This window comes from Brakhagea baltica (assembly GCF_052161605.1).
Taxonomy (GTDB): domain Bacteria; phylum Planctomycetota; class Planctomycetia; order Pirellulales; family Pirellulaceae; genus JBKCUI01.
In genome coordinates this window covers 4,406,659-4,433,000 of the sequence record NZ_CP197409.1, presented here as the reverse complement: position 1 = coordinate 4,433,000, position 26,342 = coordinate 4,406,659, and the positions used below count along the sequence as shown (strand labels likewise).

Here is a 26,342-nt window from a genome sequence, read left to right as displayed (position 1 = left end):
GTGTTGGCGCATTATGTCTCAGCGAAGTGCAAAATCAACAAGCAAAACTACGTATTCTTTTGCGAGCGGTGGTTGGAAGTCTACCAGCATTCTCTGCACAACGGACTTCTAGCCCGTTGATTTCGGCTCACGACGGATTGCGGCCCACGACGAATTGGAAGTCCGTCCGACGTCGGGGGCGATTTCTGGACATTCCTCAACGGCAGTGACGATGGCTGAGCCGTGGACTTGTAGATACTCGATGTTCATCGGCAAGTGCTTGCTAGCTTCGGTGTTGTGCTGGGCGATCCACCAGCGCGGACGGAGCAACAATGAGAGACGGGATCCCAGAAGCACTGAAGGTATGTTGCAGGGCGACGGTAAAGCCTAAACCGAACGCCGAGCTAGCGGTCGAGGCAAAGTTTCCGAGTGTGGTGGTTGGAGACCAAGCGGATGCGCCATTGTTGGGTGGATTGGAAGAGGAGGGCTAGGAGACGGCGGTTTAGATGGGTTGGAGGAAGTTGAATCGGGTGGTGAATACCTATTCGCCTTCTCAAATCCGAAAGTCGCTTCGTTTTACTCCTGCCTTGCTCGATCGGTTACATTGCAGACAGAGCGATTTCTGTCCGTGCTTTCCTCTCGACTTAACGAAGCTCTACCAAACCAATTCAGAACGACAATCGGTAAAATGGTACCGGGTTTCACGATACCATATTGTCTCAATCTCTACTACCGTTTAATTGAACCCGTTGTCGTAATTTTGGCACATTCAAACAGGATGGCTCATGACCAAAAGACTCCTATCTAGCGCGATGTGGCTTTCTAAAAGACTTTTCCGCAATGCTTTCCTGTGCCTAATGTCATGCTCGATCAATGTGAGCGATTTCTCAATCTCGAGTTGCAATGCTCAGCTGGCTGCCTCCGGAGCCCCAATAACCGGTAAGCCACTTGTCGATTGGCGCGAACTGTCACCGATTCCCGACCTTGAAGGCTTTGCCGGAGTGTTCGCTGGTGCAAGTCATGATGTGCTCTTGGTCGCAGGTGGTGCGAACTTTCCGGATAAAAAACCATGGGAAGGAGGAACAAAAATCTGGTATGACCAAATCTTCGCGCTTCGTAATCCCAGTGGGGCTTGGGAGACCGTAGGTCACTTACCTCGTCCGCTCGGCTATGGAGTCAGTATCTCCCATGCCGAGTGTGTTATATGCATCGGGGGAAGTGATGCGGATCGGCATTATGCAGACACCTTTAGATTGAAATGGATTGCAGACTCCTCAAGCGAACTACGAATCTCTTTTGAAACACTCCCCTCTCTACCTGTCACGATTGCCAATGCTTGCGGCGCTCTAGTGGGTGACACGATCTACGTGGCAGGCGGTCAGGAACGCCCTGACTCTCGCACGACTCTATCTGACGTTTGGTGCCTGGATTTGGCATCGGATCGTCCGCAATGGCAGGCGATTGAACCTTTACCTGGTCGTGGCAGGATGTTATCGGTCGCGGCTAGCTTGGACGGTGCATTTTGGTTAGTGGGGGGAGTCGATCTTGAGCAAACAATGGATGACATGATCGAACGAGTCTATCTGAGCGATGCGTTCTGCTATCGCCCCGGGATTGGTTGGAAACAACTACCAGATCTCCCCGGTCCTGTCACAGCAGCACCCTCACCTGCACCCGCAGATGAGTCAGGTATCTATCTACTTGGTGGAGACGATGGGACGCAAGTAGGCGTACCGGCTGCCATCCACCATGGGTTTTCTTCGCAAATTCTTCATTTTGACACAAATAAGTCGACTTGGCAAACGCTGGGAACCTTGCCTGCACCACGGGTCACCGTGCCTTGTGTAAACTGGCGCCACGGCGAACATGGAACGCATGGCTGGGTGATCCCGAGCGGTGAGAAACAGCCCGGTATTCGTTCACCGAGCGTTTGGCTTATGACGACAGAAACCACCAAGGAATAATGGATGCAGAATTCGGAAAAACCTCTCTCACGAATGGCTTGGCTATTGGTTGTTTTGCTGATGCCCGTCGCATTGCTGAATTACCTCGACCGTCAAATGTTAGCCTCGATGCAAGCGTCGGTCATGGAATCCATCCCCAGTCTCGGAGAATCCGAAAACAAGGAAGCCATGTGGGGCTTTATGTTGGGACAATTCAAATGGGTTTATGCTGTATTCAGTTTAGTAGGTGGCTACATTGCGGATCGATACAGCCGTCGATTTACCATTTGCGGCAGCTTGTTTGTTTGGTCCGCTGTGACTTGGTGGACTGGTCAGGTGACAACCTACACTGAACTGCTTTGGGCTCGATCGTTGATGGGAGTTAGCGAGGCGTTTTACATTCCCGCAGCATTGGCCTTGATTACCGATTACCATCAGGGATCGACTCGGTCTCGAGCGGTCGGTCTCCATCAACTGGCGATCTATCTGGGAGTTATCGTAGGAGGCTTTGGGGGCTATGTGGCCGCCAACCCCGACTACGGATGGCGATTTGCATTTTCGGTCTGTGGTGGTATCGGCATGCTCTATGCAATTCCGCTAGTTCTTCTACTGCGAGATGCACCTAAGTCTGTATCGATGTCGATGGGAAGCCAAACTCCGCAAATGAATGAATCTCGATCGCCATGGAGCGTGTTCAAGGGGCTGATAACTAATCCATCGTTCCTTTTGCTGGTGCTCTATTTTACCTTGCCTGCCATGGCGGGCTGGGTTGTACGAGATTGGATGCCATCGATTTTGAGGAAACAGTACAATATCGGTCAGGGGCAAGCGGGAGTCGCCGCGACTTTGTACTGGCAAGTAGCCGCGATCATCGGAGTCATGATTGGTGGGTGGTTAGCGGATCGATGGATGAGAACTAACCTTCGTGGACGCATCTACGTCAGTGCGATCGGCATGGGGCTGATTGTGGTCTCGATATTCGGTGTTGGTTTTGCAGGAACTTTACTGGCTTCGATCGGTTGCTTGATTGTGTTTGGTTTGGGATGGGGATTCTTTGATTGCAACAACATGCCTATCCTCTCCCAAATTGTACGTCCGCAATTCCGAGCATCTGGCTATGGAATGATGAACTTCGTTAGCATAAGCGCAGGGGGGCTTGCGGATTGGGGGTTCGGTGTATTGCGAGACAATGATGTGCCGCTACACATTATCTTCAGTGGCTTCGCAACCCTTGCGATCATTTCTGTTTTCCTCGTTTTATTGATTCGGCCTCGTCCAGAATTGTCTAGTAATGCAGCATCGAACTAGGAGTCATTCTTGAACAATCAATCGTTACGTAGCAAGCTTACGGGGCTCGTAGCCGCAACGCATACCCCCTTTTCATCGGATGGTCGGCTGAATCTGGCGGTGATTGAGAAGCAGGCAGAACACCTCCTACGAAACGGGGTTAATTCGGTTTTTGTAGGAGGGAGTACTGGAGAAAGTCACTCACTCACGCTCGAGGAGCGGTTGGCGTTAGTAAAACGTTGGAGTGAGGTAGTTCGTTCGACCGATCAGCGTTTGATTGTCCATGTTGGCACAAATTGCTTAGCTGACGCTCGTACCATGGCAACTCATGCGCAAGATGTCGGAGCAGCCGCCATCTCGGCACTTGCTCCGAGCTACTTCAAGCCGAAGTCGTTGGATGCACTGATCGAATGTGCGGCGGAAATCGCGGGGGCGGCACCTAGCCTCCCTTTTTACTTTTACGATATACCGGTACTGACGGGTGTTTCCTTTTCCATGCCTGAGTTTCTGGAGCGGGCACCAGAACGAATTCCCAATTTAGCTGGGATCAAGTTCACGAATCCTGACTTAATGGCCTATCAAAGGTGCTTGCAGGTAGAGGGGGGCCGTTTCGATATTCCCTGGGGCATTGATGAGGCGTTGCTGGCTGCCTTGGCTTGCGGAGCCGTTGGCGGAGTAGGCAGTAGCTACAATTTTGCTGCTCCGATCTACCATCGGCTCCTTGATGCCTTTGAGCGAGGGGATATGGCAACCGCTCGACTAGAACAATTTCGATCGGTCCAATTGATCGAATTGCTAGCAGGCAGTGGCTACATGGCAGCGGCAAAAGCGGTCATGGGCTTTTTGGGGGTCGAGGTTGGCCAGCCCCGCTTGCCCAACGTTGTAATGTCAGATAATCAGATTAAGCATCTTAGACAGGCTCTCGAGACGTTGGGTTTCTTTGATTGGATTAAAATCTAATTCGCTGTTAGAAAGCTGTTAGAAATAGGATTGATGCACTGGCTTGATGACGATCTCTGGCACGTGCACCCGGGCAGGTGTGTCGACGAGAGATACAACGATGTGTGCGATATCTTCGGGTCTGAGTATGCTTTGTCTGTGCTCTTCGCTGACCGGCACGGGTCTCTGTTCAAGGATCGGGGTGTCAACCTCGCCCGGGTAAACATTCGTTACCCGAATGCCTTCGCCTCCGACCTCGTTGGCGACACACGTACCGAGGGCTGTCATCGCGAACTTGCTCGCGGCATAGGCGACACCACCGAGGGCGATGGCTCGCTTTCCGGTGACGCTGGAAATATTGACTATGAACCCGGACTTTCGAGCTTTCATACCGGGAAGAACGGCGTGAATGCAGTTGTAAGCACCTGTGGCATTGATTTGCATGACATCGTCCCATTGCTGCGGTTGCATCGCCGCCATGGTTCGGTCTTTGATATTTACGCCGGCAGCGTTGATCAAGACATCGACCGGTCCGTGAGTGGCCACGACCCAGGCCATGAATGCGTTCACATCATCTCGATTCGCCACGTCGACCGTTTTGCCGTGGATTTTGCCTTCGCTTTGCCCTATGGCTTCATCGATTTTGGACTGCCGACGGGCTCCGATGATCACGGTTGCTCCCCGCTTGGCGAACAGTTGGGCCATGGCGAGTCCGATTCCGGTAGCACCGCCGGTGACGACAACAATTTGGTTTTCTAGTGACATAAGAAGCTGGGAGTCAGGGGAACACGGTTGTATTAATTTTGAGAGCACAAGCATAGCAAATTCCGCGTCGCAGGGCAGGCCACGGCGGGAGGATCATTAACAAGATCCACCACGTCGTAACTTCCACGTCGCATGGCAGGTCAGCCGATCCGCCCCCCGCGTTAGAGATGCTAATTCCCGGGGGAGGATAACATGAACTATCAGTCGACTCGCAATCTTTGATACGAACGGAACAATCGGTCCAGTCCCTTCATCAAAGGTGAAGAGCTTCACACAAAGTATTTCTTAGTGGAACGCATTTGAGCTAGTCTCCATTTGTCGTCTTCTCCTCCTCGGTCGCACCGCATCATGTCGCTCAGCTACTCAGTCTCCTCAAGCTGGTTCAGAACACTGTTCTCCAAAAGGGGGCGGATTCCTCCCGTTGTATCATTGGGGGCAACGGTTGTTGTGTTTGGATGGTTGATTACCCTGCAATGGCAGGGGTACCAATACGCCAAAGATGATGCAAATCTTGAAAAGCTTAACGATCTCGTCACAAACTATGCGACCAATATTGGCAAGCAACCCGACGCCAATCTCATCGACCTCTATAGTTCAGGGTTGACCCAGCAGCGATTACAGCCCACTCCGTTCGGTGGCTACTATAGGTACGACAAAAGAACGGGAACAGTCTATAACCCTAAGCGGGCGGAAAGTCGCCCAACCCCTGTGAGCACGGCTTCGAGCGGAATGCGGTGAAGCAGGAGCATTGTTCAGCGTATGACTCTCCCCTAGTACAAGTTCTCGGTTTCGTTGAAACCATACAGATCGAGCCAATAGTAATCCTTGAACGCTTCCTCGGTTCGTCCGAGCTCATCCAGGATGCACGCGCGATGATAGCGTAGCACGGCTGTAGTGTGCAAAGTACTACCACGTTCCTGTCCAATATTCCTATTCCCCAGCAAGTTCGGGGCAACAGGCTTCGGCTCGTCTGTTTCTGTGCTTGCCTGATCGGACGAGTCGCGATTCGTGAACATGGAAAGAATATCTTTCCAACTAAACGAAGAGCTGTCTGGCTCGGCCTGGGTGATTTCTTCTGGAACGTCATCTTCTCCCTCAGGCTTTTCTGCTGACGCAGATTCCTTCTTTTTGAGAGAAAACTTGTCGTCAGGAAGCAGTAAGGCTGCGACCTTGGGGTTCTGCTTGGATAGCTCTTTGTACCATTCCTTAACGGCGGCATCGGCAAACTTGAGTGCTTTTTCGTGGTCCCCCATCTTGTACAGGATCCAGGCTTTGGTGTCGAAGAGCTGGGAATAGCCGCTTAGCTTGCGATCCTCAAGAGCACGGTTTATTTCTTTAAGCGCCAGATTGAGGCCCTGCTTTGCAATCGAACGGGTGTAGGCGATCTCATTATTTTGCAAAGGTGTTCGTTGCTCAAAAGGGGGGAAGACTTTCTCAAGTACCTTCACCGCTTGTGTAAAGTGCTTTTCGTTAAAAAGCAGCCTGCTCAAGCCAGCAGCCACCTCTATCTTATAAAAAGGATCTGCATCTCGATTGATGGATTCGATCGCTCGATCGACGAATTGCTCAAGCTCATCGGGAGGTATGTTCTTTTGACCGGACAGAATTTCAAACCGCAAACGCCAGTAGTCTCGATCGCTGGCTATATTCGCAGAGGTACCATAAGCTTTGTCGAGCCAGGAAACCGCCGAATCGACCCGTTCTGCAGCTAACTCGTTGGCTGCCAGTGCAACTAACCAACGTGCGTGGACTGGTGGATAAAACAGGGCCCGAAGCACTCCTCCCACGGCCAGTACTGATGACCCTACAATCAAAATCGTGAGGTACCAATTCCGCCGATTAGGGTATCTGGCTGAGGGGTAAGTTGGATGGTTTTCCATGGATTAACGGTTTGTATGTGTTCGTGATCCGACCGGGCGAGCCTTTTCGAGCCTGAGAACCAGCGTCAGTTCGCCAATTTCACGAAAAAGTTCTTGCTGGAAGCGTCCCAGTCGATCGTAGCATTATGAAGCCGATTGACTAGCTCGCGCGGTACCAAAATCTTGATGCCGTTGGTGCGGAATTGAAATTGTCGATCTTGATCGTAGAAGTCGACGAACTCGATATGCTGCCAATCATCCACCGTAGGCGTGACCCTCCCAACCAAAACGAACGATTTCTCAAGCCGATCAGTCTGCTCTAGCAATCGTTCTCGCGCTGCAATCGAAACCCGCACGGAAAAGTTGTCACGAGTCACCCGGGGTTGATCAACTCGGATAGCCATGTCACTCTGGTTTCCGGTTACTGACTGGATGCCTGCCATCGACTGCATGCCGGCTCCGCCAGCTGTCGCACCTGAAACGCCTACGGCTGGCGAGCCTGTGATTCCTGCCTCTGTTTTCGCGTCGGAGGACTGCCATTGACTATCACTCTTGGCACCTGTTTGATCACTGCTTGAGTTCATGACGGAATCGATTGTGGAATCGGATTCACATCCAGCCAGGAGCAAAACCACCGCGAAAGGTAAGCCAACATGGAACCGTCTCAGTAAATCGACTCTCATTTATGATCAGCTCCTGTTTGAAATCAACTTGCTACCCTCAATAACGTATTAACGCAGGGCTTCGATCTATTCCTGCAGTCGAGGCAGATCCTGACCGACCGATGATTTTTCCGCTTCTAACCTAATCTCTTCACGCGCGAGTAATTTCACGGGATGCTTGGTCAAGCATACTAGTTCCTCAGCGTGGTAATGCTTATCTAAAATCATGTCCCGTTGGATCAACGTGTAGGCGATTAATCCAGTACCGGTGTCAAACCTGGAATCCACTACTGACGCGATAGACGGCTCGTTGGTCAGGAAGTCTCCTTTGATCTCAACCTGATCGCCTATCCAAATTCCTTCATCTTGCACGCGCGACCACATGGTAGGCTTGACTCGCAACGCGCGATCCCCGTACTGCAACATATAATACGTGCCATCAAAGGAGATTCGTCTGAAAATCCGATTGCTTGGGATAAGTTCCTCCGCCACGGCCACGTCATCAGGGTGAATCCAATCGGTTCCTTCCTGAGGCCAAGCCAAATAGACCCCGCAATCGGGTAGCTCCGGCCATGAAATACCTTCTGTCATTTTCATACTAAAGCTTCTTAGGTGAGAGTTCAATTCCTGTAATTGTCTCAGCAGCAGTCAGTGTAATCAAGCACGGGAGGACTGTTCCAAGGTTTGAATACAGTAGGTTTTCACGCAAAAACAGTATCGTGGCTGCTTTCCACCGTGGTTGCCCTTGGAGCAAAGATCTTGAGTTCCACCTTTGACAGTTGCCCGGCCATTTTGGATTCTGCGGTGGTGTCCAACATTCGATTCGTTTTTTTCGGCTGATCAAACGATCAGCCGGTCCCTTTCACCTCCCGAACCATCGCATCTCTGGTTAGGGGAAGCTCTCGCTGAAAGTACATGCAGATTTCTCTCTGACTAAACGAACCGCAACTTACTCTCTGTTGCTCAAAACCGATTTAGTTCGATCAACCGTGATCCAACAGAATCAAAACACCTGTCCAGGATGATGAAAACGATGATTAGCTCGAATTCGCAACGCAATGCATTGGCCATTGTCGGAATGGCATGTCGATTTCCAGGCGAGTTGACCAATATCGACCAACTTTGGCAAGGTCTCTGTTCCAAGTATAGCGCTATACGTGAGATCCCACCGGAGAGATGGGATGCTGACCGCTATTATTCCACGAACGAAGCTTCTCGGGGTAAAGCATATGTCCGCCGAGGCGGTTTTCTGAAGAACGATCCGAGAGAATTCGATGCGGCGTTCTTCGGGATTTCACCTCGCGATGCCGAGAACATGGACCCACAGCAAAGACTCATGCTCGAGGTGACCTGGGAAGCCTTTGAGAATGCAGGATTTAAAATTCCCGATTTCGCAAAGAAGAACGTCGGTGTTTACGTGGGGGGCTTCATGCTCGACCACATGATCACTCAAATGGCCTTTGCGAACCGCTCGCAGATTAATCAGTACAGCGCAGCGGGCATGATGATGACGATGCTCTCTAACCGAGTCTCTCACGCCTATGACTTTCGTGGTCCAAGTCTCTCGATCGATACAGCATGTTCATCCTCCCTAGTGGCATTTCACTTCGCCTGCCAAGACGTTTGGGCCCATCGCTGCGAACTGGCTGTCGTTGGTGGTGTCAATTGTATGATGCGACCTGAGTACCCCATGGGGATGTGCAAAGGACAATTCCTGGCGCGGGATGGGGAGTGTAAATCCTTTGATGCTCGTGGTGATGGATATGGTCGAGCTGAAGGAGCCGGTGTCGTCCTTATCAAACCGCTCGATAAAGCCATCGAAGACGGAGATGATATTTGGGCGACCGTTTTGGCGACGGGGACCAATCAAGATGGTCATACTCCTGGAATCTCGATGCCGAATGGCGAATCCCAGAGAGAACTGATTCTCAACGTATGCGAGAAGTATCAAATCGATCCCGCTTCGATTCAATACGTGGAATGCCATGGTACAGGTACCGCTATCGGTGATCCGACCGAAGCCAAAGCCATTGGCGAAACCTACGGACACGGCAGAACCAGCGACAACCCTGTCATCATTGGTTCCATTAAAAGCAACATTGGACATATGGAGGCTGGTGCTGGAGTCGCAGGCATTATCAAGGCCGCGTTAACCTTACATCACGGCAAAACCACACCACTTGCTAATCTGCAAACCCCGAACCCCAACATTCCGTTCATCGATCTGGGGATCAAATTATCGGACGACAGCTATCCACTCGACACAAACTATGGACCGGCTCGCGTTGCGGTGAACTCGTTCGGCTACGGCGGCTCCAACGCTCATGCCATTCTGGAGCAATATCAGCCTTCGATTGAGAATCCCGCACAAGTGAACCTATCCCATACTTCTTCCGTTACCCACGGTCCGAAGCTGATGCCGATTTCTGCAAAGAGCCCCGAGGCGACGCGCGATCTCGCTCGCAGCTACCTGGATCTGCTGGATTCAGGCTGCAACGTTGATGATCTAATCTATAGTATCACAAGACGACGTGCTCACTTGGGTCAGCGTGCGATTGTAGCGGGTTCGGATACCGAATCTATCAAGAATAGCTTGCGGTCGTTCGCTAACGCAGAGGCTTGTGACACGGTCATCACTGGCGAAGCACCCTATAGTAGCAGCGATAAAGTCGTATTTGTCTTTACCGGCATGGGACCACAATGGTGGGGAATGGGACAGGAACTCTACTCTCACGATGAGGTTTACAAAAATGCAGTAGAGGAGGCTGATGCCGTCTTTAAGACGATCTCGGGATTCTCGGTCCTGGCAGAAATGCTAAAAGGGGAGTCCGATTCGAACATCACCAAAACGGAGTTTGCACAGCCTGCGAATTTCTTGATCCAAATCGGTATCGCCGCCATGCTCAAAGCACGGGGGGTAGAACCTGCAGCATGCGTCGGACATTCGGTTGGTGAATTATCCTCTGCTTACATCTCCGGAGCACTATCACTGCATGATGCTATGACTGTTTGTTTCCACCGAAGCCAACAACAAGCCAAGGCACGTGGTGCGGGAAGCATGCTTGCCATCGGTGTGAATCTGCAAAAGGCGAACGAGATTGTCGATCGCTACAACGGTACCATCTCAATCGCTGCAGTAAACGGTGAAAACAATCTAACTCTGGCGGGGGAAACCGATTCGATCCGACAGGTAGCCATGGAACTTACCAGCGCTGGCCTCTTCAACAAAATGCTGGAGGTCGAGATCCCTTACCATGGCCCGGCCATGGATCCGCTGATGCAACCTCTGCAAGATGCGTTGGAATCGGTCACTCCACGAATTCCGCATACTCCACTCTACTCGACCGTGACGGGCATGCGGGTCGACGATATCGATTTTGGTGCAGACTACTGGCCCAAGAATATTCGCCAGCCGGTCGAATTTGTACGAGCCATGCAGAGCCTTCTCAACGATGGGTACTGTATCTTTCTAGAGGTAGGACCTCATCCGGTACTGGCGACATCGATCAAGGAATGCACGAATCAATCAGGTAAGGATTGCCGTCAGATTTATACACTACGGCGCAAGAACACCGAAATGGCCTCGATCACACGAGCCGTCATGGACTGTTACGCTATGGGGGGCTCTCTGCGTTGGGACCGAATCGCGTCACGTGGCAAGCTTGTTAAGTTACCAAACTATCCCTGGCAACGAGAATTCCTCTGGCTCGAAAATGATCGAGCGGCCGTGGATCGCATGAATCCGATCGTCCATCCAATCCTCGGGACTCAAGAAGCTCCCGCCACGTTTGCCTATCGCAACGACTTTGATCATGAGATCATGAACTTTCTACGCGATCACAAGGTTATGGGGCTGCCGATTCTTCCTGCGGCCGGCTACGTCGAATCGTTCATGGAATTGGCGGCTATTATCCATCCCGAAGCAAACGGACTCACGCTTCGCAACTTCGAAATCTTTGCACCGCTCATCTTAAAGGATGACCGAGGAATCGACTTTACCACCACTTACGAACCGACCACTGGGCTAGCAACTTCGCGAAGTCTCGACAACGGGAAACTGGGAACAGGCAATACACACGCCTCCGCTCTGATTTCGAAACTCGAAACGCAATCCACACCGACTGTGGATCTCGCACAGATTCGAGCGTTCACCACCAAAGCCATCTCAACTCCCAAGTTCTACCAACAACTAACGAGCATCGGGCTCCAGTATGGTCCGGCCTTTCAAACGGTCAAAGAATTATTCGTTTCTGAAGATCGTACGCAAACTCTGGCGATGCTTGCACTCCCCAGCACTCCCGAATGGCTTTCCAAAAAATACCGAATGCATCCCAGTGTTCTTGACGGTTGCTTCCAAACGTTGATGGCAATGATCGACACCCAGTCAGCAACTTATCTACCCACATCGATTGATGAGGTTCGACTGTTTGCAAGTCACATGCCAGAGTCAGTTTATTGCCACGGTAAGATTATCGAGATCAACACTCGCTTCGTCGACTGCGATCTAGATCTATACGATGTCGATGGCAACCTGGTGGCAAGTATCAAACGATTGCGAGCCAATGCCGCCTCTAAGAAACAGCGTACCGATAAATGGGGGGATCCCGTCAAATTGCAGATCCTCAAGTACAACTGGCAAGCCGGGGAGAATCTATCCGAGCCGAAACGATTAGGGAACTGGTTCGTTATCGGCGATCAAAACGAACTGAGCGGGCTCGTATGCCAACAACTGGAGAATTTCGGTGCCATCGTAGCAGCTCACATTCTGCCAGGCGAAACGCTAGAGATTGATGGTCGCGAAGTGACCGTCAATCCCGAATCGAACGATCATTGGTTGGAGGTTTTCTCGCGATGCGAGGAACTCGATGGAATTCTGTTTACCAATAGCCTCGACGCTTGGGCACAATCGGACGATCCGACAGGACAGTGGCAATTACGGCGAATCGTATCCTGCCTGCAATCCTACATTCTCGCTAAGCGAAGTGACAATCCGCGTGTCTATATCGCAACGCAAGCTGCGTTTCAAATCTCCGACGATGATCAAGATGTCAATCCAGCCCAATCGACGTTCAACGGTTTCGCACGAGTGGCTTACAACGAAATGGAGGTTGGCAAAGTCAGTACCATCGACCTGCCCGCAACAATCGACCCAGCATCCTTTGATGCCTTTATCCAAGAATTGATGTGCGATGCAGCAGCGGATGAAGTGACGATCCGCGATGGCCAACGATTTGTTAGTGAACTAGCTCTGACGGACGATCTGACCAAAGATAGATCGAGATTGGGTTTTTACGATGAACAAACCGCCATCTTGGTACGTCCGTCCACAAGCGAAAGCGATGTTGGAACCGTGAAGATCCTGGCCCAAGACCTTGAGACGCTCGGACCGCAACAAGTACGGGTCATGATCGAAAAGGCCGCCGTTCCATTTGTATTCCTCAAGGAATCTCCAGAGGATATCGTCACGAGACCATGGATGGAATTCGTTGGAGTTGTGACCGAATGTGGACCAGACCAAAACAGTTTTACACCTGGACAGCGAGTTTGTGGCCTTGTTCGAGCTGAAACGGCCAGTCACCTAACCGTCGAGGCTAAGGATTTGCACGCGATCGAAATCTCTGCGAACGTCGATGCATCGCAGCTCCTTGCACCACTCGTCGAAACTGCCAAATTGAACATGGCGATGGAGTCTATTCATGTCGAATCTGGCCAATGGGCAGCAGTCGAAGCGGATAGCTTGGGACTCCGATTTGCAGAATCACTTGAGTCGCTCGGGGCCAACGTAGTGCTCATTACTGATGATGCGAATACAGTCGAGTCCTATACTGGAACCAATCGCCGCACCTGTTCAAGGGACGTCTTGGAACTGGATCGATTAAAAACGGAACTTACCGGAGGCCATGGATTCGCCATCTTGGTTACGCATGCCGCGAAATGGAACTCTCAGTTTGGCTGGAGTCATGTTGCTCGAGGGGGCTGTGTCGTGGATCTACAAGAGACGCCCTATTCGCTGCCAATGCCGCAACACATCGCAGCCTTTATCAGAACATCATTAGAGAATTTGACCTGTCAACCATCACGGCTCAAGAAGGCATTGATCAGGTCTGTAGAGACGATCCAACATTCCAAAGAAACCCGCTCGACCTTCTTTGAGGTTTCTCTGTACGACTTGGCATGGCAACGCTTCGCGTTCAACGATGGCCTGGGGACCTTGCTACTGTCCTTTGATAAGAGGGACATGGAACTGCCGGTGATAATGAGCGATCAGTTCGCGATTGCTCCTGGCGGTACGTATCTCATTACGGGGGGACTCGGGGGCTTTGGGCAACAAACGGCACGTTGGTTAGCGGAACACGGTTGCACATCGCTCGTCCTGACGGGTAGGTCAGGTGCGAATACTCCCGAGAAGCGAAAGTTTGTCGAGGAACTCGAGGCAAAAGGAACGAAGGTACTGGCTGTCGCATGTGATGCGTCAGACCGTTCGGCGATCAGAGACCTATTTGGTCGTATCGATCGAGAATTACCACCGCTAAAAGGTATTATTCACTCTGCAGCCGAGATCATCGATCAACCGATTGCAGAAATCGATCTCGTATCCTTATCGAGCGTCATGCAGAACAAGGCTGAGGCGGCATGGGTTCTCCACGAAGAAACCCAGAATCTCAGCCTCGATCACTTCATCTTGTATTCGTCCGCAGCCAACTTGGTCGGCAACAGTCGACAGTCCATCTACAGTGCCGCCAACGGGTTTCTCAATGGGCTCGCGTTCCTGCGTCGCCGAATGAATCTCCCTGCGACCAGTATTAACTGGGGAGCGATCGGAGACGTAGGAATCGTAGCACGCGACGAGAAACTCGAGAACTTCCTGCGTTATGTAGGACTGAGCGGAATGGATTCCTGGGAGGCGCTCGACTACTTACGGCTCGCCATGGTGAGGGACGTAACGCAAATTGGAGTTCTCATCATGAAGTCCTGGGCTGACTGGGGACGATTCGAGGTAAGGGCCGGCAATTCACCTCGCTATCAAACTCTTATCGCAGGCGACGAAGTCGGCAACGATTCCGAAGCAAAGAATAAACTCATCGAGGAGTTAAGCCAACTACAAGAGGACGAACAACTCGAGGTACTTATCGCACTGATCACAGAAGTGCTGGCGGGCGTGCTTAAAGCAGATGCATCTCAAATCAATCGAGCCCGTCCGCTGAACGAACTCGGAGTTGATTCCTTGATGGCGACTGAAATTCAAATGACTCTCGAACAGACGCTGGGATTGAAAGTCGCTGTTCTCGAATTGCTTGGCGATTCCACTGTCATGAGCTTGGCCAGAAGTTCGCTCGCATCACTTCAGATTAGCAAAGCGGTGGCCGTCAGCTAAACACGCTGCCCCCGCAATAACCATAGCCAATTCGATTCCCGAAACACTTAAGAGTTCCATATGAATATCAAATCAAGTATCGAAAAGCTCCGCGAAAGCCTGCTTACGAGTAACAAAGCCACCAGGACCACCCCAGTTACTGGTAACGATCTGACAACAACAGACACCGGTAGCAAATTTGTTCCCGAGTCAGTTCAAGCCGCATGGCATCAATTCGAACTCTTCCCAGAGTATAAAGAATATGCCACGATGATCTGGTATTGTGATTCGCAGAAGTATCCGAAGAACCTTTTTCAACCACATCTTGGTTCGTCAGATGCGACTGTGAACATCCACGGAAAGGATTTTATCAATTTTTCGACCTACAACTATCTCGCTCTTGGTGCTGATGAACAGGTAAAGAAATCAGCCATCGAAGCTGTGGAAACCTATGGAGTGGGGACCGGCTCAGGTCGTTCGATTACCGGTGAAATCAGCTTGCACTCGGAATTCGAGCGTGAGATTTGTGAGGTCCTCGGGGCCGAGGATGCTGTTCTCTCCGTGGGTGGTTACAGTACCAATGCATTTACGATTGGCTACTTGTGCCGAAACCAAGATCTCATCCTTTACGATGAACTAATTCATAACTCGGCCCTGACCGGCTGCAAAATGACCGGTGCGCGACGCTTTAGCTTTCCTCACAACGATTACGATGCACTGGCTAAGTTGCTGGAAACACATCGCAACAAATTTGAGCGCGTGTTCATCTTGGTTGAGGGAGTCTACAGCATGGATGGCGATATTCCTGATATTCCGCGCATCATTGAAATCAAGAAAAAGTACAAAGCTCTCCTCATGCTCGACGAAGCCCACTCGATGGGAGTCATTGGGCCGAACGGTTTAGGAGCGGTTGACTACTTTGGTTTGGACGGTCGCGATATCGACATCCATTACGGATCTCTAAGTAAAGCGTTTGGAACTTGTGGCGGTTATGTTGCGGGGCCCAAGCCGTTGATCGCCATTCTTAAGCAGTATGCTCCTGGTGTTCTACTTTATGGTGCCTCACCGACCCCAGCTAACTCGGCTGCTGCCTTGGAAGCCCTCCGTATCATGCGAAAGGAACCGGAGAGAGCCCGTCGACTGCAGGAAAACGCTGCCTACTTTATTGCAAAGGCCAAATCAAACGGGCTCGACACCTACAACAGTAAAGATTCCGGTGTGGTCCCTATCATGATGAAAGACTCGGAGGTTGCACTCTGGTTATCTATGCGTCTGTGGGATGCAGGCATATGCAGCTATCCCATGATGTTTCCGATCGTACCTCGCGATAAAACGCGATTGCGATTCTTCATCAACACAAACCATACGCACGAACAAATGGACTTTACGATCACGACGATTACCGAGGAGCTAAAACGCGCTCCGAAATCAAAGGGTCTTTTCTAAACCATCCAAGGATAGAGAGATAGGATCATGAAACAAATCGTTCACGATCGATACGGTCCACCTTCTATTGTGGCCAAGTGTGTTGAACTCAAAGAACTAGCTCCGCCGTCAGCCTGGGAGGTTTCGGTGGCAGTAGACGCATTCCCGATCAACCCAGCCGATCTAGCCATGATTCAAGGCCGTTACGGCATCTTGAACAAACCTCCGTGCACCGTTGGTATGGAAGGGGTAGGCACCGTGACTCATATCGGCAAATCAGTCAGCTCAGTAAGTGTGGGAGATCGCGTTATTCTGTTGGCCAATAACAATTGGTGCACTCATCGGAATGTTCCGGCCACCTTGGTGGTAAAGGCTCCCTCAACGCTGGATCCTCACCAGCTTTGCATGTTAAAGGTCTCGGGATTGACGGCATTGCATCTTTTGACCAAGTTCGAATCTCTGAAGCCAGGTTCCTGTGTTATTCAAAACGCACCGCTTTCGGCAGTCGGTCGCTATATCATCCAGCTTTCCAAAGCAATGGACGTGAAAACAGTGAATCTCGTTCGGCGATCAGAGCAAATCGACGCAGTCACGCGTTTGGGTGGTGATATTGCGATATTAGATGACGAAAACACGGCGGAACAGATACGAAAGACGCTCGGAAAATCAATGCCGAAATTAGCATTTGATGCGGTTGCTGGGCCTTCGACGAATCGGCTCACGCAATGTTTGCAGGATGGCGGAAGCATCATCAACTACGGCATGCTCTCCATGACACCCTGCCAATTAGACTCGAGCGATATCATCTTTCGCGGGATAAAGCTTCAAGGTTTTTGGCTATCGAAGGTGCTCAATAAAATTTCGGCTGCGGAACGACACGAACAACTAACGACGCTGGTGGGCTATCTCGAAAAGGGCGTACTGCATGGGGCTGTCGATTCCTTATTCTCCATCGAAAACATTTCCAACGCGATTCGACGTGCAGAACAAGAAGGTCGTACTGGCAAGGTTATCGTCACGCCCACCAACGATCATGTAATCGAAACAACGAGACAATCATCATGAACCAACGCGAATTCAAACAAGATGAAGGTCGGAAAATCGAAGATGTAGAAACCGGTATCCAGTTCGCATTCGAACCACCGGCTTCAATCGATGGCAGCCCCATACAGGTCTGTGATGGACTTTGGTGGATACCGTTACCTGTCGAATCCAGCCTCGAATATGTTAATGTCTATGCGATACAAGATGGCAATAATCTAACGCTCGTCGATACTGGTACGAATTCTAAGGTGAGCACGGCTTGCTTGCGCCGAGCATTAGAATCAAAAGCGTTGAGCCCGTTCAAGCTCAACAGAGTTATCGTGACACATTACCATCCCGATCATATTGGGCATGCAGGTTGGCTTGCCCGTCAAGGGGTCGATTTATGGATGTCTCGCACCTGCTGGTTGCAGGCTAGTTTGTTGATCGCGACAACCAATGCCCTGCCTAGCGAAGACGAAGTCCGTTTTATGCGAATGGCCGGCATGCGAGACATAGAACTCGAGGCATTTAAACGGCAATCATCCAACCGTTACTCGAGCTTGGTCGATCCATTGCCCAGCAGTTTCACCCCTCTTTCGGAAGGCCAAACTCTGACGATTGGAAAACGAAAATGGACAATTCACGTCGGCAATGGGCACGCGGCTGAACATCTCACATTGTGGTCAGATGACTTGGTGATTCTGGGCGATCAAGTACTCCCGACCATTTCTACGAATTTGACAGTACCCTATTCCGAGCCAGATGCCGATGTCGTCGACGAATGGCTAAGAAGCTGCCAATTTCTTAGTCGTTTAGCAACGAACCAATTGCTCTGCCTAGCGGGCCACAATCGACCCTTTCGAGGTTTAAACAATCGCCTCAAGCAACTTCAAGTTAGCATGTTGGCATCCATCGATAGATTGAAAAAGATCGTATCTCGTTCCACGACAGCCATTGATTGCATGGAAAAATTTCACGGTGGCGGGATGAGTGCCAGCGAACGACGAAGGCGGTTACCGGAATTCTATGGATCGCTAACCTATTTGACAAACCAAGGCTTTCTCGAACGAACGAAAAATGAATTGGGCATCGCTATTTTCAGAAAAGTAGCGACGCCGCAGCAGGTGTTCAAGGTTATGCATTCGCAGATCCAGGAGTCGAATGTACTACCCAGCCGTACGAACAGCGAAACTGCTCCCAAGCCCGATTCCACAGAGGTGGAGTACGAATTGTGGGACGAACCATCCAATCGAACTTGGAGTCGCTTTGGTCGGCGATCGCTCGTGGCTGCCGCACTTCTGATGTCGATCGGTTCAGGTCTATATTTGTTTCGAGCCCAGTTGAACGATTTGGGAGGCAACCTGTTCCACGTCAACATCGATTCGGCGTTACGTTCGAAACCGGCTCTAAAGCTTGCCTCTGCGTCCAAGACCTATGTGCAATTCGTTGAAATTCAGGAGCTAAAAACCACCCAATTACCTCGTAAATTTGCAGGGACAGTGAGACCGCAACGCGCAAGCGAGATGGGTTTCAATCGAATCGGAATCGTATCGGAAATCCTAGTAGATCGAGGGCAAAGCGTCGAGCAAGGAGCTGTTATAGCCATGCTAAATACGGAAATGCTCGAAGCGAGTTTGTTAACTCTCCAGGCAAAGAAAGAAGCCGCAGCAGCGCGATTGCAGGAGATGATCGCTGGCCCCAGAAAACAGACACTTCAGTCGGCGAGCAATCAGGTCAACTCGGCTACCGCCGAATGGGAGTTGGCGAATAGTACAGCTCAGCGCATCAGTCGACTGGTGAAAATCGGGGGTGCCTCAACGCAAGAGCTAGAGAATGCTATTACCAATCTAAAGGCAAAGGAGGAGATGCAGCAGGTTGCCCGAAACACGCTTAGCGAATTGCAGGAGGGTACGCGTTCCGAACAAATCGCTGCACAGAAAGCGGTCTTGAACGAACTCCAAGCCGCTGAGCAGGAATTGAAGGTTCAGCTCAGCGAAAGTCTGATCATTGCTCCCTTTCGCGGTGTGATACAGGATCGCTTCCTAGAGAAAGGCGCCATCAGCTCACCAGGCACCCCCGTCATTCGGTTAGTAGAATCCCAAAAGCCCGAGGCTTGGATTGGAGTGTCGCCTGAATACATGGAACAGCTTCAGCAAACCGGTAGTCATCAGTTTTCTGTTCAGGACAAGATCTACATAGGGACGCTGAAGTCGATACTTCCCGAGCTGGAGCGAACGAGCCGAACTCGAACCATCATTTTCGAATTGGATACCGATCATGGACCCGAACTATTTGGTCAAACAATCTCCCTGGAGGTCTATCGCGAGGTACGAGATCGAGGATTCTGGCTTCCTCAAACCGCACTGGTCAAGGGTGATCAAGGCTTATGGGGAGCGTATGCTTTAGAGAGAGTCGGACCAGACCAAGACGACGAAGGATTCATCCTCAGGAAGCGAGAGCTCGAGGTGTTGCAGGTTGATTCGGATCGAGTCTACGTCAAGGGAACCTTGAAAGCAGGCGACAAAATTGTATCGACAGGAGTTCAGCGATTAACACCGGGTCAAATCGTCTACGCAACCGATTCCCCTGGCACGAGTGAGTCGATCCTGGGCTACCAGTCGAATCAGCAATCCCCAGTCCTAACACAGAAGCGATAGGGTGCAGCGATGATTGCAAGATGGTTTATCGAAAAACCTCGGTTGGTAATCATGGCCACCGTCATCATTATGGTAGCCGGGATTACTTCGTTCCAAGCTCTGCCAAGAATGGAAGATCCCGTTTTAACGGCTCGCTTCGCCATGGTCACAACTCCGTTTCCTGGTGCAGCCCCGGAGCGAGTCGAAACACTCGTAGCCAAGAAAATCGAGCAAGAGCTGAGCGATATCGCCGAGATTCACGAAATCACAACCGTTAGTCGCAATGGAATTTGCATTTCTATCATTGAACTGGACGAGCGACTCAAGAAGGATCGGGTTGCCATTGCCTGGGGAGTGATTCGCGAACGACTCAACGCAGCCCATGTCAATATGCCACCCTCGGTGGGACGACCTCGATTGAAGGAGATCGATGCCAAAGCAAACGCATTGTTAGCTTCATTGACTTGGGAACAAGAGGATGCACCTAGCTACTCTGCGCTAAGACGATTAGCAAAGCGATTACAAGATCGCATTGACCGGATCGAGGGAACGGAAAAAACAGATCTCTATGGCGATCCACAAGAAGAGTTCTTGGTACATGTGGAGGGAGACCAGCTCAAACGTCTTGGTATTGACGCAGAGCATATTTCCGAACGTATCAATACCCACGACACAAAAATTCCTGCTGGTCGCGTCTTGGGCCTACGGAACAATTTGTCGCTCGAAGTCTCGGGCAGCCTCGACTCCAAGACCAGATTAGGCATGATTCCCGTCTTGCAGGATGAATGGGGGGGAACGGTTGAATTAAGGGACGTTGCCAATATAGAAAGAATGATTCCTGACCCGGCATCCGCTTTAGCGTTTGTGGGTGGCAAGCCTGCTATCGTGGTCGGTGCACAGCTCGAAGATGACTTTCGCATTGATATTTGGCGGGATCGCGTGCGGAAGGAGTTGCAAGCCTTTGAAGCGGAGTTGCCAGAGGGAATTGCTCTCGAAATCATTTTTGATCAAAACCCATATGTGCAAGCAAGACTGAATGAGCTCCAGACCAATTTCGTGCTAGGTTTAGTTTCCGTGTTTTTGTGTACCATTCTTTGGATCGATCTTCGTAGCGGATTGTTAATCGGTTTAATCCTGCCGCTGACCTGTCTCATGATCCTTCCTGTGATGTTACTCTTGGGAATTCCCTTGCACCAAATGTCCCTGAGTGGACTGGTCTTATCGATGGGACTATTAGTCGATAACGCTATTGTGGTTGTTGATCACATTGAACACCGCGTATCGAAAGGAATCGCGATTCAGACCGCAGTAAGAGAGACACCGCGGTTTATATTTATTTCGCTGTTGGGTGCGACCTTGACAACGGTCTTTTCGTTCGCACCGATCGCATTGATGCCGGGTGCAACGGGAGAGTTTGTCGGCTCGATTGCTGTGGTTGCCATCATTTCAGTTGCATGTTCCCTATTTTTATCGCTAACCATCATCCCGGCGGTTTCGCAACTATGGATACGTCCTCAAGGCCGTTCGCACAATCGAATTACCAATCCGTTCAGGCTGTCTGAGAAGATCTACAAAGGGATCCTCTCCCTCCTATTGAGATTCCCACTGGGGGGAGCAACAATCACCGCCAGTATTGCATGCCTTGGTTTTGGAGGCTTTTTCACTTTAAAGGATCAGTTCTTTCCTCCCGCCGAGCGCGACCAATTTCATGTTGAGCTAGAGCTCCCCGTGAACTCCAGTTTGAGCGAAACCCAGCGGGTCGCAGAAGACATTCGAACGCTGGCCCTGTCCGATCCCGACATCAAGGAGGTCCATTGGTTTCTCGGAACTAGCGCACCCACCTTTTACTATAACGCGATCACTGTGCGTTCGAGTCAGCCGAATTATGGTCAAGCGATGGTGATTTGCCATTCGGCGAAAGAAGCGCGCGCGGCCATGCTGCGATTGCAAAACGATGTGAACAGGAAATTTCCTGCCGCCCATTGTGCCGTGAGACAGCTCGAACAGGGCCCGCCGTTCTCCGCTCCCATTGAACTACGATTGAGTGGTCCTGATGTGGAGAGACTCCGTGAGATCGGTTCTGAGTTACGTTACGTATTGAGCCAAACTCCCGGTGTAACGCATACTCGCTCTGAAATCGACGAGGTCTCGGCAAAGGGAATCGTATCGATCGATCCCGTGACAGCTCGATTAGCAGGTCAGAACCTAACCTCGGTCGCAGCCAAGCTTAATAGTTCGCTAGACGGAGATATAGGTGGAACCATTCTAGAGGGAACGGAAGAAATTCCAGTCCGTGTTCGCTACACCGCTTCGAATCGCGGAAATCTGAATGAAATTCTTTCGATGGAGGTCGAGGGCTCGGCCCATTCTGAGCGGGCTAACGGAAAACGAACCACTTTGGATACGATATCGCAAGTCTCGTTGTCACTGGACGCAAGTGCGATTACGCGAATCAACAAGCAACGCAGTAACGAGATTTATGCCTTTATCCCGGCAGGTGAATTACCATCAACCGTTCTCAATCAATTCAAGCGTCAGCTTCAAGAATCGGAATTCCAATTACCAGAAGGTTACTCCCTAAAGTACCTCGGTGCAGCAGGGGAACAGCAACAAGCCTTAGGGAACCTAGTGGTATATGGATCGATTCTCGCAACAGCCTTGGTGGCAACGTTGGTGTTAAGTTTGAATTCTTTTAGGCTAGCAAGTTTAGTCGGCATTCTTAGTTTGCTCAGCGTTGGATTTAGCTTGCTTGCTTTGACGGCTTTGAAAATCCCTTTTGGCTTCATGGCTATACTTGGAATCGTGGGAATGATGGGGGTAGTAGTCAATGACTCCATACTTATAATTTCCGCGATTCGACGCGATGCAAAAGCATGTGCAGGAGAGATCGCGGCGATGATCCAAGTGATGTTCGAGAACTCTCGCCACGTGGTCGTCACCAGCGTAACCACGGTCGCTGGTTTCCTCCCGCTTTATCTTAGTGGCGGGGATTTCTGGCCGCCTACAGCAGTATGCGTTGCTGCCGGAGTGGTCGGCTCGACATTCTTAGCATTGTTCTTCCTACCTTGTGGTTACGTTACCTTAAGTCGAACATTCGGAAAGTTTTCACCCCTACCATAATATGAACACACAATCAACAACCGAGCATTACGATGCCATCATCATCGGGTCAGGTATGGGTGGCCTAACGGTCGCGAGTCTGCTCGCGCAATTGGGCAAGAAGCGAGTTCTCATTCTGGAACGCCACTTCAAGCTTGGCGGATTCACTCATTCGTTTCGACGTGGGAAGTTCGAATGGGATGTCGGGGTGCACTACATAGGAGAAATGTACCCCAAAGCTCTAAGCCGCAAAGTGATGGATATGGTCACCGGTAAATCGGTCGATTGGCACACAGGTGGCCCCGTCATCGAACGTTATCATTTCCCAGAGGGAACCTTTGAAGTCCCAAGCGATCCGAAACTCTTTGAAAAGAGCCTGTGCGAATCATTCCCTGAAGAGGCCGTAGCGATTCAGCGTTACTTCAAAGATCTTAAACGCTGTCAGATGTGGTTTGCTCGCTGGTGCATGTCAAAGTATCTACCAGCGTGGTTAGGCAAGCTTTTGATTTGGCCGGGCAAACGCTTGGCGATGTGCACTACTGCAAACTATATGAAGCGATTTCAGTCGCAATATCTGAAGGGTATTTTGACCGGTCAGTGGCCGGACTTTGGTGCTCCTCCAGAAAAGAGTGCCATGGCCTTTCATGGTGCTGTGGCAAGTGATTTTCTGAACGGTTCCTACTACCCGATTGGCGGAGCGCAAAGAATTGCCGATTCGGTTGAAGCCATTGTGGAGAAGCACGGTGGCAAGTGCTTGGTCAATCGTGATGTTAACGAAGTCCTGGTGGAGAACGGGAGAGCGGTCGGTGTTCGTGCGACCCATAAAGGGAGTACCGTAACCTATCGTGCCCCCGTGATCGTCTCGAATGCACACGCCAAGGTGACTTTTGGAAAGCTTGTGCCTGATGGGTATTGTGTTGAAGAAAAAACCAAAGCATCCAGATTGAAAGCGGGAGTGTCCGCGCTAATTTTATTCTTAGGTTTGAAGGACGATCCGAGGAAACACGGTTTCGATGATGCTAACTACTGGCTGTACAGCTCCTCGGATCATGACCAGGTTAGCAAGCAATCTGACCCCAAGATGGTCGAAGGCGGTTTTCTTTCTTTCGGATCGTTGCGCGATCCAAATGCGACGGCGCACGTCGCCCAGATTATTGGATTCAGCGACTACGATTACTGGAAAGAGTTTGCCGCCAAACGTTGGAAACGACGAGGTGACGACTATGAATCACTCAAGGAGGAGATCGCTAATCATATGATTGATCGCGCGGAACGTTGTCAACCGGGCCTGAGAGATTTGGTCGAATACAAAGAACTAGCCACCCCCGTTACCGTCGAGACTTTCTCCAATCATCCTATGGGGATGATCTACGGCCAGCTCTGTGATCCTGATCGAATCGAAAAAGACGCTTGGCGTGTCACGACGAGTTTGCCCGGGCTTTTTCTAGCCGGCAGTGACATCGGCTCCCCTGGTGTCAATGGAGCCATGATGGCATCGCTCTTCACTGCTGCGAAACTATTAGGCCCGTTCGGATTAGTAAAGATTTTCAGTCGAGTGTGAGCGATGGGCTTGGTCCGGTCGTGCGGATTATGTCGCACAACGGTGTGCGATTTGACTTTGCTGACACTGGTGACGATGAATCTTCTCGTAGCGAACGTGCTCGCAATACCTTGTGTAACGGGAATGACAGCAAATGCATCGACAAGCAAAGAAACGGATTCTGCTGATGCTGTTGCTTTGTTCTCAGGTTCCAAATGGCTGCAAGGTGGGCCCGGACTATGCCAAACCATCTGCACCGTACATGGACCAGAGCTGGGTCGACTCGGCTGATCCACGAATTAATGGCGAACCGGTCGACCTACGCACTTGGTGGGATTCCTTTGGCGATCCCGTTCTCGGTGCCTTGATCCATGATGCAGCCTGTGAGAATCTGCAGATCAAAGAAGCGGGCAAGCGGATCCTCGAGGCGCGAGCCTTGCGAAACGTAGCCGCTGGTTCCTTGTACCCCCAGCAGCAGTCGCTCGATGCCAGCTTTACCGACAATCGCATCAGTGGCAATGTCGCGAACTTTGTGGTCGTGCCAGGCTTCTTTGCCACGGATCGCACGTTCAACAATTGGCAAACGGGTTTCGGTATCGCTTGGGAGCTTGATTTCTGGGGCAAGTTTCGTCGAACCGTGGAAGCGGCGGAGGCCCAAGTCGACCAATCGGTCGCAGCCCTCCATGCGGTCCGAGTTCTTGTACTGTCCGAAGTCGCTAAGAATTACATCGAATTGCGGTCGCTCGAAGCTAGGATTGCGATCGCGCACAAGCATGTCGCCATTCAGCAAAGGTTGCTCGACCTATCACAAGCCCGATTGGAAGAGGGAGCAGGAAACAAACTAGACGTTCATCAGTCGGCCTCCCGATTAGCAAACGTCGAGGCGGTTCTACCTGGTCTCGAAATACTCCGGCGGCAAGCTTCGCACAGGTTGTGCGTTTTGTTGGGCCGAACCCCAGCCGACCTCGAGGATGTTTTAGGAGCAACCGGGGAGATCCCCCATCCGCCACAAAGTATCGCCTCGGGTATCCCCTCGGACTTGCTACGCAGGAGACCGGATGTGCTCGTTGCGGAGAGAGAGCTAGCAGTACAGTCGGCGAAGATCGGAATCTCCGAAGCAGAATTCTATCCGCAGATTAGTTTGGTTGGCCAAATCGGATTGCAATCAGAAAACCTTTCGAGACTTTTCCAGACCGAAAGTCTTATCGGTGCGGTCGGACCGGGTTTCCGTTGGAACCTGTTGAACTATGGCCGGATCAAGCATCGTTGGATCGCGGAGAAAGAGGCGTTTGAGCGGTTGGTATACGCGTATCACGGGTCGGTTCTCAGCGCATACCAAGAGGTTGAGGATTCTCAAGTCGCGTATCTGCGGGGATTCGACAGAGTCGCTGCCGTGGAGCGCACTGTGTACGAATCCAACGAAGCGGCTCGGATTGGGTACGATACTTTTGTTGAAGGGGGCATTGACTTCGGACGAGTCCTGATTCTTCAAAGCGAGCTTGTCCTTGCGGAAGACGAGCTTCTTGCCGCACAATCCGAAGTTGCGTTGAGTCTGGTAAAATTGTTCTTGTCTTTAGGCGGCGGCTGGTCACCGGCTGGATGCGAGCCAGTCCAGATGGCGAGCGGACCAGGGACTCGCTATTAGCAAGCATGTTCCGGCATTCTAGAGATTCTTTGTGGATGCGAGTCAATTCTTGGAAAGCAAATTGGATCGTGATGAGATCCCTTTTCGACCGGTTATAATTGTCCGTGAGGTCGTTTTATCGCGCCCCAACTGTTTTGGACATTTCCCTGTCGTTCTGGGTGTTTTTAATGATCCGCCGCAAGA

Annotated in this window: 17 protein-coding genes; 12 read left to right on the top strand and 5 right to left on the bottom strand. The window is 51.1% G+C overall.

The genetic code is table 11. The annotated features are described in order from the left end of the window. Positions 1-108: 108 nt before the first annotated feature. The gene (locus SH449x_RS16940; protein ID WP_482377260.1) at positions 109-312 is read right to left on the bottom strand and encodes a hypothetical protein; all 204 of its coding nucleotides are present in this window, start codon (positions 310-312) and stop codon (positions 109-111) included. Here SH449x_RS16940 and SH449x_RS16935 point away from each other — a divergent pair. From SH449x_RS16935 to SH449x_RS16920, 4 genes are all read left to right on the top strand, one after another. Beyond that, on the top strand, positions 312-470 hold the full coding sequence (locus SH449x_RS16935; protein WP_482377259.1) for a hypothetical protein: 159 nt from the start codon (positions 312-314) through the stop codon (positions 468-470). The two genes, SH449x_RS16940 and SH449x_RS16935, sit on opposite strands and share 1 nt — an antisense overlap. 294 nt (positions 471-764) lie before the next feature. Further along, complete coding sequence (locus SH449x_RS16930) at positions 765-1,943, top strand: hypothetical protein (protein ID WP_482377258.1); 1,179 nt, start codon at positions 765-767, stop codon at positions 1,941-1,943. A 3-nt stretch (positions 1,944-1,946) separates the two neighbouring features. Beyond that, positions 1,947-3,230, top strand: a complete 1,284-nt coding sequence (locus SH449x_RS16925; protein WP_482377257.1) for an MFS transporter — start codon at positions 1,947-1,949, stop codon at positions 3,228-3,230. A 9-nt stretch (positions 3,231-3,239) separates the two neighbouring features. Beyond that, positions 3,240-4,169, top strand: coding sequence for a dihydrodipicolinate synthase family protein (locus SH449x_RS16920; RefSeq protein ID WP_482377256.1), 930 nt, complete (start codon positions 3,240-3,242; stop codon positions 4,167-4,169). An 18-nt stretch (positions 4,170-4,187) separates the two neighbouring features. Here the strand turns inward: SH449x_RS16920 and SH449x_RS16915 are convergent, their stop codons facing one another. Beyond that, positions 4,188-4,913 carry an SDR family oxidoreductase gene (locus SH449x_RS16915; RefSeq protein ID WP_482377255.1) on the bottom strand — a complete coding sequence of 242 codons (726 nt, stop codon included), beginning with the start codon at positions 4,911-4,913 and terminating at the stop codon, positions 4,188-4,190. 348 nt (positions 4,914-5,261) lie between these two features. Between SH449x_RS16915 and SH449x_RS16910 the strand changes: the two genes are divergently transcribed. Then, a complete protein-coding gene (locus tag SH449x_RS16910) occupies positions 5,262-5,651 on the top strand; it encodes a hypothetical protein (RefSeq protein WP_482377254.1) in 390 nt (129 codons plus the stop codon). A 32-nt stretch (positions 5,652-5,683) separates the two neighbouring features. On the opposite strand, the gene SH449x_RS16905 is transcribed toward SH449x_RS16910, so the two are convergent. From SH449x_RS16905 to SH449x_RS16895, 3 genes are all read right to left on the bottom strand, one after another. Then, positions 5,684-6,793: a hypothetical protein gene (locus SH449x_RS16905; RefSeq protein WP_482377253.1), complete on the bottom strand. Its 1,110-nt coding sequence runs from the start codon at positions 6,791-6,793 to the stop codon at positions 5,684-5,686. A 65-nt stretch (positions 6,794-6,858) separates the two neighbouring features. Next, positions 6,859-7,455 carry a hypothetical protein gene (locus SH449x_RS16900; protein ID WP_482377252.1) on the bottom strand — a complete coding sequence of 199 codons (597 nt, stop codon included), beginning with the start codon at positions 7,453-7,455 and terminating at the stop codon, positions 6,859-6,861. 66 nt (positions 7,456-7,521) lie between these two features. Then, positions 7,522-8,031, bottom strand: a complete 510-nt coding sequence (locus SH449x_RS16895; protein WP_482377251.1) for a DUF6960 family protein — start codon at positions 8,029-8,031, stop codon at positions 7,522-7,524. 436 nt (positions 8,032-8,467) lie between these two features. On the opposite strand from SH449x_RS16895, the gene SH449x_RS16890 reads away from it, so the two are divergent. The 7 genes from SH449x_RS16890 (at position 8,468) to SH449x_RS16860 (ending at position 26,159) form a co-directional block, all read left to right on the top strand. Continuing rightward, positions 8,468-14,809 (top strand): SDR family NAD(P)-dependent oxidoreductase, encoded by a 6,342-nt coding sequence (locus SH449x_RS16890; RefSeq protein ID WP_482377250.1) that lies wholly within the window; start codon positions 8,468-8,470, stop codon positions 14,807-14,809. 60 nt (positions 14,810-14,869) lie between these two features. Next, a complete protein-coding gene (locus tag SH449x_RS16885) occupies positions 14,870-16,234 on the top strand; it encodes an aminotransferase class I/II-fold pyridoxal phosphate-dependent enzyme (protein WP_482377249.1) in 1,365 nt (454 codons plus the stop codon). Between the two features lie 27 nt (positions 16,235-16,261). Then, positions 16,262-17,278 carry a zinc-dependent alcohol dehydrogenase family protein gene (locus tag SH449x_RS16880; protein ID WP_482377248.1) on the top strand — a complete coding sequence of 339 codons (1,017 nt, stop codon included), beginning with the start codon at positions 16,262-16,264 and terminating at the stop codon, positions 17,276-17,278. Beyond that, a complete protein-coding gene (locus tag SH449x_RS16875) occupies positions 17,275-19,896 on the top strand; it encodes an efflux RND transporter periplasmic adaptor subunit (protein WP_482377247.1) in 2,622 nt (873 codons plus the stop codon). The genes SH449x_RS16880 and SH449x_RS16875 overlap by 4 nt, the downstream gene beginning before the upstream one ends. Positions 19,897-19,905: 9 nt before the next feature. Next, positions 19,906-22,995, top strand: a complete 3,090-nt coding sequence (locus SH449x_RS16870) for an efflux RND transporter permease subunit (protein WP_482377246.1) — start codon at positions 19,906-19,908, stop codon at positions 22,993-22,995. 1 nt (position 22,996) lies between these two features. Then, complete coding sequence (locus tag SH449x_RS16865) at positions 22,997-24,535, top strand: phytoene desaturase family protein (protein ID WP_482377245.1); 1,539 nt, start codon at positions 22,997-22,999, stop codon at positions 24,533-24,535. Between the two features lie 133 nt (positions 24,536-24,668). Beyond that, positions 24,669-26,159 carry an efflux transporter outer membrane subunit gene (locus SH449x_RS16860; RefSeq protein ID WP_482377244.1) on the top strand — a complete coding sequence of 497 codons (1,491 nt, stop codon included), beginning with the start codon at positions 24,669-24,671 and terminating at the stop codon, positions 26,157-26,159. Positions 26,160-26,342 lie beyond the last annotated feature (183 nt).

Excerpts from the sequence above, each read along its gene's own strand:
- SH449x_RS16935 (WP_482377259.1), top strand. The coding sequence starts at position 312 with ATGAGAGACGGGATCCCAGAAGCACTGAAGGTATGTTGCAGGGCGACG.
- SH449x_RS16930 (WP_482377258.1), top strand. The coding sequence starts at position 765 with ATGACCAAAAGACTCCTATCTAGCGCGATGTGGCTTTCTAAAAGACTT.
- SH449x_RS16925 (WP_482377257.1), top strand. The coding sequence starts at position 1,947 with ATGCAGAATTCGGAAAAACCTCTCTCACGAATGGCTTGGCTATTGGTT.
- SH449x_RS16915 (WP_482377255.1), bottom strand. The coding sequence starts at position 4,913 with ATGTCACTAGAAAACCAAATTGTTGTCGTCACCGGCGGTGCTACCGGA.
- SH449x_RS16910 (WP_482377254.1), top strand. The coding sequence starts at position 5,262 with ATGTCGCTCAGCTACTCAGTCTCCTCAAGCTGGTTCAGAACACTGTTC.
- SH449x_RS16905 (WP_482377253.1), bottom strand. The coding sequence starts at position 6,793 with ATGGAAAACCATCCAACTTACCCCTCAGCCAGATACCCTAATCGGCGG.
- SH449x_RS16900 (WP_482377252.1), bottom strand. The coding sequence starts at position 7,455 with ATGAGAGTCGATTTACTGAGACGGTTCCATGTTGGCTTACCTTTCGCG.
- SH449x_RS16895 (WP_482377251.1), bottom strand. The coding sequence starts at position 8,031 with ATGAAAATGACAGAAGGTATTTCATGGCCGGAGCTACCCGATTGCGGG.
- SH449x_RS16890 (WP_482377250.1), top strand. The coding sequence starts at position 8,468 with ATGATTAGCTCGAATTCGCAACGCAATGCATTGGCCATTGTCGGAATG.
- SH449x_RS16885 (WP_482377249.1), top strand. The coding sequence starts at position 14,870 with ATGAATATCAAATCAAGTATCGAAAAGCTCCGCGAAAGCCTGCTTACG.
- SH449x_RS16880 (WP_482377248.1), top strand. The coding sequence starts at position 16,262 with ATGAAACAAATCGTTCACGATCGATACGGTCCACCTTCTATTGTGGCC.
- SH449x_RS16875 (WP_482377247.1), top strand. The coding sequence starts at position 17,275 with ATGAACCAACGCGAATTCAAACAAGATGAAGGTCGGAAAATCGAAGAT.
- SH449x_RS16870 (WP_482377246.1), top strand. The coding sequence starts at position 19,906 with ATGATTGCAAGATGGTTTATCGAAAAACCTCGGTTGGTAATCATGGCC.
- SH449x_RS16865 (WP_482377245.1), top strand. The coding sequence starts at position 22,997 with ATGAACACACAATCAACAACCGAGCATTACGATGCCATCATCATCGGG.
- SH449x_RS16860 (WP_482377244.1), top strand. The coding sequence starts at position 24,669 with ATGCATCGACAAGCAAAGAAACGGATTCTGCTGATGCTGTTGCTTTGT.